Annotated in this window: 12 protein-coding genes; 6 read left to right on the top strand and 6 right to left on the bottom strand. The window is 66.2% G+C overall.

The genetic code is table 11. The annotated features are described in order from the left end of the window. Positions 1-51 precede the first annotated feature (51 nt). Complete coding sequence (locus E4L96_RS05705) at positions 52-651, top strand: GNAT family N-acetyltransferase (protein WP_135206254.1); 600 nt, start codon at positions 52-54, stop codon at positions 649-651. A gap of 3 nt (positions 652-654) precedes the next feature. Here the strand turns inward: E4L96_RS05705 and E4L96_RS05700 are convergent, their stop codons facing one another. Continuing rightward, positions 655-1203, bottom strand: a complete 549-nt coding sequence (locus E4L96_RS05700) for a hypothetical protein (protein WP_135206253.1) — start codon at positions 1201-1203, stop codon at positions 655-657. A gap of 23 nt (positions 1204-1226) precedes the next feature. Here E4L96_RS05700 and E4L96_RS05695 point away from each other — a divergent pair, with 23 nt between their 5' ends. Next, a complete protein-coding gene (locus E4L96_RS05695; protein WP_135206252.1) occupies positions 1227-2168 on the top strand; it encodes a hypothetical protein in 942 nt (313 codons plus the stop codon). A gap of 54 nt (positions 2169-2222) precedes the next feature. Here the strand turns inward: E4L96_RS05695 and E4L96_RS05690 are convergent, their stop codons facing one another. After that, positions 2223-2708 (bottom strand): Lrp/AsnC family transcriptional regulator, encoded by a 486-nt coding sequence (locus tag E4L96_RS05690; RefSeq protein WP_135206251.1) that lies wholly within the window; start codon positions 2706-2708, stop codon positions 2223-2225. A gap of 127 nt (positions 2709-2835) precedes the next feature. Between E4L96_RS05690 and hppD the strand changes: the two genes are divergently transcribed. After that, positions 2836-3951, top strand: a complete 1116-nt coding sequence (gene hppD / locus E4L96_RS05685) for a 4-hydroxyphenylpyruvate dioxygenase (protein ID WP_135206250.1) — start codon at positions 2836-2838, stop codon at positions 3949-3951. A gap of 122 nt (positions 3952-4073) precedes the next feature. Then, entirely contained in the window at positions 4074-7628 is a 3555-nt protein-coding gene (locus E4L96_RS05680) for an indolepyruvate ferredoxin oxidoreductase family protein (RefSeq protein ID WP_135206249.1), read from the top strand. Positions 7629-7676: 48 nt separating this feature from the next. Here E4L96_RS05680 and E4L96_RS05675 read toward each other — a convergent pair whose 3' ends face one another. The 3 genes from E4L96_RS05675 to E4L96_RS05665 all read right to left on the bottom strand — a co-directional run bounded on the left by E4L96_RS05675 (position 7677) and on the right by E4L96_RS05665 (position 9507). Further along, positions 7677-8069, bottom strand: coding sequence for an MAPEG family protein (locus E4L96_RS05675; RefSeq protein WP_135206248.1), 393 nt, complete (start codon positions 8067-8069; stop codon positions 7677-7679). Between the two features lie 66 nt (positions 8070-8135). Beyond that, complete coding sequence (locus tag E4L96_RS05670; protein WP_135206247.1) at positions 8136-9050, bottom strand: NAD(P)/FAD-dependent oxidoreductase; 915 nt, start codon at positions 9048-9050, stop codon at positions 8136-8138. Next, positions 9040-9507, bottom strand: coding sequence for an Rrf2 family transcriptional regulator (locus E4L96_RS05665; RefSeq protein WP_135206246.1), 468 nt, complete (start codon positions 9505-9507; stop codon positions 9040-9042). The genes E4L96_RS05670 and E4L96_RS05665 overlap by 11 nt, the downstream gene beginning before the upstream one ends. 107 nt (positions 9508-9614) lie before the next feature. Between E4L96_RS05665 and E4L96_RS05660 the strand changes: the two genes are divergently transcribed. Both E4L96_RS05660 and E4L96_RS05655 read left to right on the top strand, forming a co-directional pair. Beyond that, on the top strand, positions 9615-11384 hold the full coding sequence (locus tag E4L96_RS05660; RefSeq protein WP_135206245.1) for a M14 family metallopeptidase: 1770 nt from the start codon (positions 9615-9617) through the stop codon (positions 11382-11384). 20 nt (positions 11385-11404) lie between these two features. Next, positions 11405-11731: a hypothetical protein gene (locus E4L96_RS05655; RefSeq protein ID WP_135206244.1), complete on the top strand. Its 327-nt coding sequence runs from the start codon at positions 11405-11407 to the stop codon at positions 11729-11731. 1412 nt (positions 11732-13143) lie between these two features. Here the strand turns inward: E4L96_RS05655 and E4L96_RS24735 are convergent. Then, positions 13144-13350 (bottom strand): glycine zipper domain-containing protein (locus tag E4L96_RS24735; RefSeq protein ID WP_181017591.1); only part of this gene is annotated, 207 nt, incomplete at its 5' end.

The raw sequence follows: 13350 nt of genomic DNA, 5'->3' as shown, positions 1-13350 counted from the left end.
GCGGGCGACACAGGCCAGCCAGCGGCACCGGCGCGCCGGCCGCGCCGCCGCATTGCCATCTCCCAGCTCGGCGAGCGCGATCGGCGCCGCGTGCTGCGCCACCTGCTGGCGCTGGAGGACCACGACCGCCTGCTGCGCTTCGGTTCCCGCCTGCCGGACGAGCAAATCGAAGCCTACGTCAACCGCATCGACTTCAAGCGCGACACTGTGTACGGCGTGTTCAACCGCGTGTTCAAGCTGGTCGCAATGGCGCACCTCGCGTTCGCGCCCAAGGAGCAGGTGGGGGGCCAGTTCGACACCGAGAAGCCGATGATCGCCGAATTCGGGGTCTCGGTGCTGAAGCAGGCGCGCGGCTACGGGATCGGCTCCAAGCTGTTCGAGCGCGCGGCCATGCACTGCCGGAACCACGACGTGGACGTGCTCTACATGCACTACCTCACGTCCAACAAGGCCATGGTGCACATCGCGAAAAAGGCCGGGATGGAAGTCCAGCGCGAGTACGGCGAGGCCGACGCCTACCTCAAGCTGCTCCCCGCCAGCCCGGGCAGCGTGCTGCAGGAGGCGCTGGAGGAGCAGTACGCCATGTTCGACTACACCCTCAAGGCCAACGCCCGCGCCGCCGCCAAGCTGTTCGGCGTCCGCAAGAAGTAGCGCCTATTTCTGCTCCAGGTAGTCGGTCAGCATGTGCTCGGGCTGGCTCTGGCGCGACAGATTCTTGTCGTACTGAAGCGGCGTCCGCACCGGCGCCACCAGCTCCGCACCACCAGCGGGCCCCAGGATCAGCAGCGGCAGCGGCTTCCCGTCCACAGTCGCAACATACTGCGTGCCCGCGGGGACGGCATCGCCCCTGGCTTTCAGCACGCGCTGGTCGAGGGGATGGTCGACGCCATTGATCTGGACCAGCACTTCGCGAGCGTTCGGCGGGCCGATCCGCGTGATGAAGACTTCGACCCCGTCCGCCCCTTGATAGGCCTTCACATAGCGCGCCACTTCCGGCCGCCCCCGCTCGGCGGTCGCCTGGGTGGCGAGAGCCAGGCCAATGATCAGCAACACAAACTGTTTGCGCATGTTCGCACTCCTTCGGCGTTTGATCTGCCGCAATTCTGGCTGACCGGGCTCAGCCGTGGTTTGTTGCAGATCAAAGGCCGTTTGGCGCAAATCAATCGTGCGCGCTTGGCAGGCCAGGGCGGGCAGGCCGAACATGGAAGGCTCCTGATGAGCCGACCATGAAGACCGCGTTCAAATTCCTGAAGACGCTGCTGATCGATCCGGTGCGCGGCAACGTGGCGCTGGCGCTGTTTTTGATCGGGATTACGCTGATCGTGCTGGCGTCACTGGACATCGGCTGGCCGGCCAGGCTGGCGGCGATCCTGCAGACCATCGGGACCACGCTGTTGGGCGGCGGCGTGTTTGCGGTCATCATGAAATCGGCCCAGTTCTCGGACCTGTTCCAGCAGCGGATTGCGGACGTGATCTACGACCCGGCCCGCATCGAGGACGCCCAGCAGCTGCCGCAGAAATGGCGGCTGCTGACCAATGCCATCCTCAAGCAGGTGCTGCCGTCCACCTACGACACCGCGGCCGCCGCAATCGAGCAGCGTTACTTCACGCGCGAGCTCGACTACCACTTCGAGAACTACGAAGCCACCTACGACATCGCGATCGACCCGAAGACAGGAACTGCCACCGTCACCAGCACTCTGCGTGCGCAGTTGATGATTTCCCCGAACAAGAAAACACCGTGCTTCGAGCAAACGATACGCTCTGACTCACCTTCCCGGCTGACGTCTCTGATCATCAACGACAGCCCGGTGGCGGTGTCGGACGACGCGTTCAAAGATGAAGATGGCTGGAGGGTGCTACGCGTTCAGCTCGCGACGTATGCCGTCGGGCACAGCTACGTGAAACTGGAACGTACCTTTCTGACGGCTCAGAGCAAAAAGGAGCCGTTCGTATCGGCCACGGTCACGCGCTTCACGAAAGGGGCTGTGATCCGGGTGAAGATCAGCGACGGCTACGAAGTGCGGATGTTGAGCATCGGTTTCGACGACTATGTGAGGAGCGACGCTCCAGATGGGCAAGGCTTCACCCGCTGGACACTTGCGCCCGCGGAAGGTTTGCTATTGCCGGGCCAAGGTTATACACTGGTCTTCGTCCCTACCAACTGAAGGAGCTGCATCATGCGCAACTCTGAAGAACGTAACTCCGAAGAGCTCATCTAGTCACACCAGCGGCAGCGCCGTCGTATCCTTGATGCGCGTGAGCGCGAAGCTCGACTTCACATCCGCCACCGCCGGGTGCGTCAGCAAGGTCTTCATCATGAAGCGCGAAAAGTGCTCCATGTCCTCCACGTGCACCCGCAGCAGGTAGTCCATCTCCCCCGTCATCGCATAGCAGGCCACCACCTCCGGCCAGCCATCGACCGCCTTGGCGAACGCCGCATGCGGCGACGAGGCCAGCCCGCCCTCGCTGTGTTTTTCCAGCCGCACGTTCACGTAGGCCAGCAGCCCGAGGCCGATCTGGGCCGGGTCCAGCAGGGCGACGTACTGCCGGATCACCCCCGCTTCTTCCAGCCGTTTGATGCGCCGGAGGCAGGGCGAGGGGGATAGACTGACCTTGTCGGCAATGTCCTGGTTGGACAGCCGGCCGTCCTGCTGGAGGATGGCGAGGATCTTGCGGTCTGTTTTATCGAGAGTAATCTTTGGCATCAAATTGCTCGCACGGCGTGGTGTCAGCAATATTATTGCCCAAATCGCGCTCCGACGGGCAGCTTTTGCAATTTAATATCCACCCCGCGCCGCTATACTTTCTCGCATAAAAACATTGGAGGAAGAGATGCAATTTACGCCCTGGGACAACCCGATGGGGACCGATGGTTTCGAATTCGTGGAATTCGCCGCACCGGACCCGAAAGCGCTCGGCCAGCAGTTCGAACAGATGGGCTTCACCGCCATCGCGCGCCACCGCCACAAGGATGTGACGCTGTACCGCCAGGGCGAGATCAATTTCCTCATCAACGCCGAGCAGGACTCGTTCGCGCAGCGCTTTGCGCGCCGCCACGGCCCGTCGGTGTGCGCCATCGGCATCCGCGTGCAGGACGCCGCCAAGGCCTACAAGATGGCGCTGGAAAAGGGCGCCTGGGGCTTCGACTCCAATGCCGGCCCGATGGAGCTGAACATCCCCGCCATCAAGGGCGTGGGCGATTCGCTGATGTACCTGGTCGACCGCTGGCGCGGCAAGGACGGCGCCACCCCCGGCACCATTGGCGACATCTCGATCTACGACGCGGACTTCGTCGCCATCCCCGGCGCGGACCCGAACCCGGTCGGCGCGGGCCTCACCTACATCGACCACATCACCAACAACGTGCACCGCGGCCGCATGAAGGAACTGGCCGCGTTCTACGAGGACGTGTTCGGCTTCCGCGAGATCCGCTACTTCGACATCCACGGCAAGCACACGGGCCTCAAGTCCAAGGCCATGACCTCGCCCTGCGGGAAGATCCGCATCCCGATCAACGAGTCCTCGGACGACAAGTCGCAAATCGCCGAGTACCTCGACCAGTACAACGGCGAAGGCTACCAGCACATCGCCATGGGCACGGACGACGTCTACACCACCGTGGAGATGCTGAAGAAGCAGGGCATCCCGTTCCAGGACACCATCGAGACCTACTACGAGCTGGTGGACCGCCGCCTGCCGGGCCACGGCGAACGCCTGGACGACCTGAAGCGCCTGCGCATCCTGATCGATGGCTCGTCCGACGGCGAGAAGCGCGAGCTGCTGCTGCAGATCTTCACGCAGAACATGATCGGCCCGATCTTCTACGAGATCATCCAGCGCAAGGGCGACCAGGGCTTCGGCGAAGGTAACTTCCGCGCCCTGTTCGAATCGATCGAACTGGATCAGATCCGCCGCGGCGTCCTGAAGACCGACGAGACCCCGGCCTAAGCACCCAGCCTCAAGCACCAAGCACGACACGCGCCAGCGCGCCGCCCCCGCCTCTCATCGGCGGGTGCGGCGCCGCCGTTTTTGCGTCGTGAGTGCGCATCAGAATCAACGGAGACACCGAAATGAACGCACCCCTGGACCGCAGCCAGCTCGCGCAGCCGCAGGACAAACCCACCGTCAGCCTGGACGACAAGTGGACGCTCGAACGCGGCAAGGCCTTCATGACCGGCACCCAGGCGCTGGTGCGCCTGCCCATGCTGCAGCGTGAGCGCGACCTGCGCGCGGGCCTGAACACGGCCGGCTACATCACCGGCTACCGCGGCTCCCCGGTCACCAGCATCGACATGACGGCGCTGAAGGCGAAGAAGCACCTGGAAGCGCACCACGTCAAGTTCCACCCCGGGATGAACGAGGACCTCGCGGCCACCGCGGTGTGGGGCACGCAGCAGACCAACATGTTCCCGGGTGCGAAGTACGATGGTGTCTTCGGCATGTGGTACGGGAAGGGGCCGGGCGTGGACCGCTGCGGCGACGTCTTCAAGCACGCCAACGCGGCGGGCACCAGCCCGCACGGCGGCGTGCTCGTACTCGCCGGTGACGACCACGCGGCCAAGTCCTCGTCCACCGCGCACCAGTCGGACCATATCCTGACCGCCTGCGGCATCCCGGTGCTGTACCCGTCCTCGGTGCAGGAATACCTGGACTACGGCCTGCACGCCTGGGCCATGAGCCGCTACACCGGGCTGTGGGTGGCGATGAAGTGCGTGACCGACGTGATCGAATCCGGCGCTGTGGTGGACTTCGACCCGGACCGCGTGCAGACCGTCATCCCGACCGACTTCGAGCTGCCGGCCGATGGCCTGAACATCCGCTGGCCGGACGCGGTGCTGGACCAGGAAGTGCGCATGAACACCTACAAGTGGTACGCCGCGCTGGCGTACGTGCGCGCCAACAAGCTGAATCAGATCATCTGGGACAGCCCGACGCCGAAGATCGGCATCATCACCGCCGGCAAATCCTATCTCGACACGCGCCAGGCCCTCGCGGACCTGGGCATCGACGAGCAGGCAGCCAAGGACATCGGCCTGCGCCTGTACAAGATCGGCATGACCTGGCCTTTGGAAGCCGAGGGCGTGCAGAACTTCGCCCGCGGCCTCGATGAGATCCTGGTGGTGGAAGAAAAGCGCCAGGTGCTGGAATACGCGTTGAAGGAAGAGCTGTACAACCTGCCGGACGGCGAGCGCCCGCGCGTGGTCGGCAAGTTCGACGACACCGGCGAGTGGCACATCGATCCGCGCCGCGGCCACGGCGACTGGCTGCTGCCCGCCACCTACGAGCTGTCGCCCGCGCAGATCGCGCGCGCCATCGCCAGCCGCATCCACCACTACTGCGCCGGCCACCCGGTCGAGCAGCGCGTGCAGGAGCGCATCGCCTACCTGGAAGCGAAGGAAGCGGTCCTCAAGACCATCAACGCCAAGCCCGATCCGCAGAAGGACCGGACCCCGTTCTTCTGCTCCGGCTGCCCGCACAACACCTCGACCAAGGTGCCGGAGGGCTCGCGCGCGCTGGCAGGCATCGGCTGCCACTACATGGTGCAGTGGATGGACCGCGAGACCTCGACCTTCACCCACATGGGCGCGGAAGGCGTCAACTGGGTCGGCCATGCGCCGTTCACCACCGAGAAGCACGTGTTCGTGAACCTGGGCGATGGCACCTATTTCCACTCCGGTGCGCTGGCGATCCGCGCGTCGGTGGCGGCCAAGGTCAACATCACCTACAAGATCCTCTACAACGATGCGGTGGCCATGACCGGCGGCCAGAACGTGGACGGTCCGCTGGACCCGGCCATGATTTCGCGCCAGATCGCAGCGGAAGGCGTGCGGCCGATCGTGGTGGTGACCGACGACCCCTCCAAGTACCCGGACGATTATCCGTGGGCGGAAGGCGTGACCGTGCGCCACCGCGCGGAACTGATGGACGTGCAGCGCGAACTGCGCGAGATGCCGGGCGTCTCGGCCATGATCTATGACCAGACCTGCGCCTCTGAAAAGCGCCGCCGCCGCAAGAAGGGTGAGTTCCCCGACCCGGTCAAGCGCGCCGTCATCAACGAGGCGGTGTGCGAAGGCTGCGGCGACTGCTCGGTGCAGTCGAACTGCCTGTCCGTGGAGCCGCTGGAAACGGAGCTGGGGCGCAAGCGCCAGATCAACCAGTCGTCCTGCAACAAGGACTACTCGTGCGTGAACGGATTCTGCCCGTCCTTCGTGACGGTGGAAGGCGCGCAGCTCAAGAAGCCGAAGAAGGCCGCGGCCTCCGGCGACGCGGGCGTGGCGCTGCCGGCACCGGCGCTGCCGTCGACGCAAGAGCCGTTCGGCATCCTGGTCACCGGCATCGGCGGCACCGGCGTGGTCACCATCGGCCAGATCCTCGCCGTGGCCGCGCATATCGAGAACAAGGGCGCGCTGGTGCTGGACATGACCGGCCTGGCGCAAAAGGGCGGGGCGGTGATGTCGCACGTGCGCATCGCGGACAAGCAGGAGTCGCTGTACTCGACCCGCGTGGGCACCGGCAATGCGGACCTGGTGATCGGCTGCGACCAGATCGTGACCGCCAGCCGCGACGCGCTGTCGCGCATGGGCGAGGGCCGCACCTGGGCCGCCATCAACTCCACCGGCGCCACCACCGCGGCCTTCGTCAAGAACCCGGACTGGCAGTTCCCGGGCGAGTCGTCGAAAGGCGCCATCGTGCAGGCCTGCGGCACCGGCAATGTGGACTTCGTGGATGCGGGCCACATCGCCACGACGCTGATGGGCGACGCCATCGCCACCAATATGTTCATGCTCGGCTACGCATTCCAGAAGGGCCATGTGCCGCTGTCGGAAGCGTCGCTCATGCAGGCAATCGAATTGAACGGTGTGTCGATCGCCTTCAACAAATCGGCCTTCATGTGGGGCCGTCGCGCCGCGCACGACCCGGCTTCGGTGACCAAGCTGGTGACCCCGGCCAAGGTCATTGAATTCAAGCGCAGCGAAAAGCTGGACGACGTGGTGGCGCGCCGCGTGGACCTGCTGACCGCCTACCAGAACGCAGGCTACGCGGCCCAGTACAAGGCCTTCGTGGACGAAGTGCGTGCGGCGGAGGCGAAGCTGGGCCAGGGCACGCGCTTGACCGAGGCCGTGGCCCGCTACTTCTACAAGCTGATGGCCTACAAGGACGAGTACGAGGTCGCGCGCCTGTACACCAGCGGCGCGTTCGGCGAGAAGATCGCGGGCATGTTCGAGCAGGGCTACACGCTCAAGTTCCACTTGGCGCCGCCGCTGCTGGCCAAGAAGAATAAGGACGGCCACCTGCAGAAGAAGGAGTACGGTCCGTGGGTGATGACGGCTTTCCGCGTGCTGGCCAAGCTGAAAGGCCTGCGCGGCACGCCGCTGGACGTCTTTGGCTATACGGAGGAACGCCGCATGGAGCGGGCACTGATCAAGCAGTACCGCGCCACCGTGGCCGGGCTGCTGCCTTGGCTTACGGCGGAGAACCTCGGTACCGCCGTGGCCATCGCCAGCATTCCGGAAGAGATCCGCGGCTATGGGCACATCAAGGAGCGGCACCTGGCCACAGCCAAGCGCAAGGAGGCGGGACTGGTGGCTGCGTTCTCGAAACCGGCGACGGAACGCGCGGCCTGATGCCCGCTGCGTGAGCGATGCGGCCGCCCGGCCGCATCGTGTTCCTTGTTATCGCAGCAGGGCCACGATCACCATGATCAGCCCGGCCAGCGACACACCCCACACCAGCGTGCGCACCACCGGGATGCCCAGCGCATAAAGCGGTACGTAGACCACGCGTGCCACCAGGTACATCCAGCAGCCCCACGAGGTCAGATCGCCCAGGCGGTCGCCGATATGCGCCGCCAGCACGGCGGCGGCGAACAGGGGCAGCGTTTCATAGAGGTTGGCCTGGGCGCGCTGCAGGCGGGCCGTGACAGGACGGGGCGGCGGAGCCGGTTCGTCGCGGGCACTCAGGTTGTACTGCGTGCCCGTTTCCTGGTTGCGGAAGGCGGCAGCCAGCAGGATCTGCACGATCGCCAGCACCAGCGTCCATCCCAGCAGCTTCAGTTCCATGGTCATGCCGTCTCTCCTCGATGATGGGGTGCGCCAAGCATACCCCAGCCGGGCCGCGGCCCGCACCAGCCATCAATCGAAGAGCAGGGAACGGTGGGTGGCCACGCCTGCCAGCGCGCCATCGCCCAGTGCCAGCGGCACGCTGTGCATCATGCGCGCCGCGTCCCCGCAGGCGAACACGCCGGGCACCGTGGTGGCCTTGAGCGCGTCGGTGCGGATGATGGCGCCCATCGGCGTGTCCTCGAATTCGCAGCCCAGCTGCTCGGGCAGCGGGCTGGCGATGCGGATGCGGGTGGCGGCGAACAGGCCGTCGAAGTCCAGCGTGCGGCCATCGGCCATCTCCACCGTCGCGATGCCGGAAATGCGGTCCACCGCGCCGGTGACGATGGCGACGCCGCGCTCGGCCAGCGCCACGGTCTGCTCCACGCTGGGCACGAAGGTGTCGTTGGTGAGCAGAGTGACCTGGCCCCAATCCGGCAGCATGAGCGCATGGTGCATGGACAGCTCGCCGTTGGCCAGCACGCCGATGCGGCCTTGCTGCAGCTCGAAGCCGTGGCAGTAGGGGCAGTGGAACACGCTGCGGCCCCACCGTTCGCGCAGGCCCTCCACCGGCGGCAACTCGTCCACCACGCCCAAGGCCAGCACCAGGCGGCGCGCGCGCAATTCGTGGCCCGCGTCGGTCCGCAGCAGGAAGTTGTCATGCGAGCCGGTGGCGTAGACGGCGCTGGCGTCCAGCCACTGCACGTCCGGGTAGGCCAGCAGCTGCGCCTTGCCCTCGGCCGCGATGGCGCCGGGCTCCATGCCGTCCCGCCCCAGCAGGCCGTGCGAGGCGGAGGCGAAGCGGTTGCGGCGCTGGCCGGCGTCGATGACGAGGATGCGCTGGCGCGCACGCGCCAGCAGCATCGCCGCCTGCAAACCTGCATAGCTGCCGCCGACGATGATGGCGTCGAAGGGCCGGTCGGGGTTGGGTGTCGGGTCAATGCTCATGGCGCCTCCCATGTGTGTGGTGGTGCTGCTTGTGATGTTTGAAGCGGCGCGTGAAGTCGCGTGCCAGGTCAGCCAGCGTGACCTCGCCCAGCCGCGCGACCAGCAGCGCCTCCGCCTCGCGGAAGGCTTCGTCCAGCGCCGCGTTGACGGCCTGTTCGACCAGGCAGGCCGGGTTCTCGCTGCGGTGGTCGAGTGCCAGGACCGAAGGCGCGCCCACGGCCTCGTACACGTCCCGCAGCGTGACGGCGGCGAGGTCGCAGGCGATGGTCCAGCCGCCGCCATGGCCTTTTTCGGACGCCACGTAGCCGCGCTCGCGCATCCCGGCCAGCGTGCGGCGCACCACCACCGGGTTGGTATCGAGATAGCCCGCCAGTTCATCGGAGGTGAGCGGACGCCCGGCATCGGCCATGTGCAGCAGCACGTGCAGGACAGACGAAAGTTTGCTGTCGCGTTTCATGTAACTTATGATAGTACATGATCCGTCATGACGCAAACGGCGCTGCAAACGAAATATGCGGCGGGCATATAATCGCCGGGTTATCGTCCCCTTGAAAGCCCGTCCCGATGATCCGTTCCGCCCTCGCGCTGGCCCTGCTGGCCGCGCTGCCGCTGTCACAGGCCGCTCCCGCTCCCGCTGGACTCACCACGATCTCCGAACAATCCGGCTTTGTGCGCACCGGCCGCTATGACGAAGTTCTGCGCCTGTGCGCCGCCTTCCAGAAGGCGTACCCGAAGGAGGTGAAGTGCACCCAGTTCGGCACCTCGCCCGAAGGCCGGCCGATGATGCTGATGATCGTGACCAAGAGCGGCACCTTCACCCCGCAGGCGGCGAAGCAGAAGAAGCTCCCGGTCACGCTGATCCAGGGCGGCATCCACGCCGGTGAGATCGACGGCAAGGACGCGGGCTTCCTGGCCGTGCGCGAAATCCTGGAGGGCAAGCAGGCCAAGGGCGCGCTGGACAAGCAGGTGCTCCTGTTCGTCCCGGTCTTCAACGTGGACGGCCACGAGAACTTCGCCAAGTGGAACCGCCCCAACCAGCGCGGCCCCGAGGAAATGGGCTGGCGCACCACGGGCCAGAACTTCAATCTCAATCGCGACTACGTGAAGGCCGATGCACCCGAGATGGCGGCGATGCTCACGCTGGTGAACGCCTGGGACCCGATCGCCTACGTCGACCTGCACGTGACCGACGGCGCCAAGTTCCAGCCTGACGTCGCGATCCAGGTCGAACCCGTGGTCTCTGGCGATGAGGGCCTGCGCCAGCCGGGCCTGGCCTTGCGCACCAATGTGATCGAGGACGTGACCAAGCTGGGTGCCATGCCCAAGTCCTTCTACCCGTCCTTCGTGGAGAGCGACAATCCGCTGTCCGGCTTTGTCGACACCCCGTCCGAGCCGCGCTTCTCGACCGGCTACTTCACGCTCCGCAACCGCATGGCGATGCTGGTCGAGACCCACTCGTGGAAGGATTACCCGACCCGCGTGAAGATCACGCATGACACCTTCCTCTCGGTGCTGAACCAGGTCGCGGCCCACGGCACCGAATGGATGGCGGTGGCACAAGCGGCCGACCAGCGGGCGGCACGCCTGGCGGGCCAGCCGGTGGCGCTGTCGTACAAGGCCACCGACAAGACCCGCATGATCGACTTCGAGGGCTACGCCTTCACGCGCACCCCGTCCGAAGTCTCGGGCGCGCTGATGACGCACTACGACGAGAACACCAAGCAGAACTGGCACGTGCCGCTGCGCGACGAGGTCGTGCCCGACCTGCAGGTGACTGCGCCCGCCGCCGGCTACATCGTCCCCGCCGCCTTCGCGCAGATGGTGGCGCAGAAGCTGGCCCTGCACGGCGTCAGCTATCGCACCCTGGACCACGACATCGCCGCGCTGGATGTGGATACCTTCCGCGCCACCAAGGTGGATTTCGCCAAATCCTCCTTCGAAGGCCACCACCGCGTGACCCTGGCCGGCGCCTGGAACAAGGAAGCGCGCCCGGTCGGTAAGGGCGCGCTGTTCGTGCCGATCGCGCAGCCCAGGGCGCGCCTGGCCATGACATTGCTGGAACCGCAGGCCGGCGATTCGCTCGCGGCCTGGGGCTTCTTCAACAATGCCTGGGAACACAAGGAATATATGGAAGAATACGTGGCGGAAGAGGTGGCGCGCCAGCAGATGGCGACCGACCCTGCGCTGGCCGCGGAGTTCAAGCAGAAGCTGGAAAGCGATCCGGCCTTCGCCAAGAACCCGCGCGCGCGCCTCGACTTCTTCGCCCGCCGCCACAGCTCGTGGGACGAGCGGTTCAACCTGTACCCGGTGCTGCGCGCGAACGTGGCGCCCTGACGCCTAACCAAGGAGAGGACATGACCTGCAACCCTGCCGAACACGCGCTGTGTGACCTGATCACCGCCGTGAGCGAGCAGGATCTGGTGGGGAATGTCTTCGCGCACCTGATCGACCCCACCGACCGCGGAGACGTCACCGCAGCGGTGGACGCCCTCGCCATGCTGGATGTCGGCCAGGTCGCCAGCGACGAGCGGCGCTGGCATGTGGCGCTGCTGCGGCTGAACGTGACCTCGGTGATCCTGCCGCGCTGGTGGCCGCAGGACGATCCGGGCCACATCGTGTACCGCGAATTCCTCATCGGCGACCGTGTCCAGCGCGTCGCCATCCGCGCGGGCACCCGCTGACGCCCTTCGGCGAGCCCCTGCGCCCAATTCTCACACATTCTCACTTCCCCATTTGGGGAATTGTTCCGACTCGGCAATTCACATAGTCTCGCACCAGCCGCGCATCACGAACAAACAATCACACGCGCAGGCCGGGACCCTGAAAGCTGGGTAAGAGAGAGAAAAATCGATACGGAAAAGCCGGCGGTGCGCTTGCGTGCCGCCCGCTGCGCTTCCCCGCGTGTGCGGAGAAGTGTGGCGGCTTGGCCGTAGCCGGTACCGGTCATGCTGTGGTTGAGCTGTTCGAGCGTATGTCTAACTCGCGTATCGAAAGCTCCTGCCATGACCCATCCGCCCCGCATCCCGCCCCGTAACACGATCGCGCTCGCCGTCGCCCTGGCTGTCAGCGGCTGCGGTGGCGGGGGTGGAGGTTCGTCGCCTGCCCCGGTCACGCCCCCACCACCGCCGCCCCCATCCACGACCATCAGCGGCGTGGTGGCCGACGGCTATATTGGCGGCGCCACCGTCTATGTGGACCAGAATAACAACAGTGTGCGCGATGCGAGCGAACCCTCGGCCACGACCAATGCCAGTGGCCAGTTCACCCTGACGGCGAACCTGACGGTGGCCCAGCTGAACGGGCAACGGTTGCGCGTCACGGGCGGCACGGACAGCTCCACCGGCGGCCCGTTCACGCACCAGATGAGCGTTGTGATCGAGGATGCAGCCAGCAAGCCGTTCAGCGCGATCTCGCCGCTGAATACCCTGGTGGATGGCATGCTGGCCTCGGGCGCGGCCACCAGCCTGGCACAGGCGCGCGCGAACCTGGTCAAGGTGCTTGGCCTGTCCTCGGCGGCGGTGCTCGACGCGGATCCCATCACGCAGGCGGTCACGGAAAAGAGCCTGATGCAGAAGATGGTCGCCCTGCAGAAGGCGATGGAAGTACTGGCCAGCGCCGACAAGGCGCCCGCCGAGAGCGGTCTCGGTGCCGCCATGAACCGCGCCGCGATGGCGGTGGGCGCCGAAATGGCACGCCTGTCCGGAACCTTGAACGCGGCCAGCCCGCTGCCCTCGGCCGCGAGCATGATCTCCGGGGCCGTGGTCAACCAGAGCAGCTTCCTGTCCAACAAGGCCGGTGCGCCCGGTGCCGCAACCCTGGCGGCCGACGTGGCAAACCTCACCGAGGCGACGGTCGCGGTGTCCATGGTCCAGTTGCTGCAAGCGGCCCCCAATGCGGCCGGTACCGGTTTGCAAGCTGCCCTGGTGACCTATGTGGACAGCCGCCTGAAAGTGATCGAGGTGCTGCAGGACAGCGCCGTCGGCAAGGCCGCGCAGATCACCAGCGGCACGCCTGTGCGCCTGGACACCGTGGCGCGCGAATCGGGCAGCAGCCCGGCGCTGATTGCGCTGGTGGGCGCGACCAGCGCGCTGACTCAGGTGCCGACCGCCAGTGCGGCGCTCGACCCGGCACTCGCGAACGTCCAGGCGGCGGTCAGCCAGCTCCCGACCAATCTGCCGACGCAGGCGCCGACCCAGGCGCCAACGCAAGCCCCCACCCAGGCGCCGACGCAAGCGCCGACCCAGGCTCCGACCCAGGCTCCGACCCAGGCACCGACGCAAGCGCCGACCCAGGCCCCGAC

Source organism: Zemynaea arenosa (genome assembly GCF_004614185.1).
GTDB classification, from domain to species: Bacteria; Pseudomonadota; Gammaproteobacteria; order Burkholderiales; family Burkholderiaceae_D; genus Telluria; species Telluria arenosa.
This window is presented reverse-complemented; position numbering and strand designations above follow the sequence as displayed.

Coding starts and splice junctions, on each gene's coding strand:
- E4L96_RS05700 (WP_135206253.1), bottom strand. CDS start 1,203: ATGTTCGGCCTGCCCGCCCTGGCCTGCCAAGCGCGCACGATTGATTTG.
- E4L96_RS05695 (WP_135206252.1), top strand. CDS start 1,227: ATGAAGACCGCGTTCAAATTCCTGAAGACGCTGCTGATCGATCCGGTG.
- E4L96_RS05690 (WP_135206251.1), bottom strand. CDS start 2,708: ATGCCAAAGATTACTCTCGATAAAACAGACCGCAAGATCCTCGCCATC.
- hppD (WP_135206250.1), top strand. CDS start 2,836: ATGCAATTTACGCCCTGGGACAACCCGATGGGGACCGATGGTTTCGAA.
- E4L96_RS05680 (WP_135206249.1), top strand. CDS start 4,074: ATGAACGCACCCCTGGACCGCAGCCAGCTCGCGCAGCCGCAGGACAAA.
- E4L96_RS05675 (WP_135206248.1), bottom strand. CDS start 8,069: ATGACCATGGAACTGAAGCTGCTGGGATGGACGCTGGTGCTGGCGATC.
- E4L96_RS05670 (WP_135206247.1), bottom strand. CDS start 9,050: ATGAGCATTGACCCGACACCCAACCCCGACCGGCCCTTCGACGCCATC.
- E4L96_RS05665 (WP_135206246.1), bottom strand. CDS start 9,507: ATGAAACGCGACAGCAAACTTTCGTCTGTCCTGCACGTGCTGCTGCAC.
- E4L96_RS05660 (WP_135206245.1), top strand. CDS start 9,615: ATGATCCGTTCCGCCCTCGCGCTGGCCCTGCTGGCCGCGCTGCCGCTG.
- E4L96_RS05655 (WP_135206244.1), top strand. CDS start 11,405: ATGACCTGCAACCCTGCCGAACACGCGCTGTGTGACCTGATCACCGCC.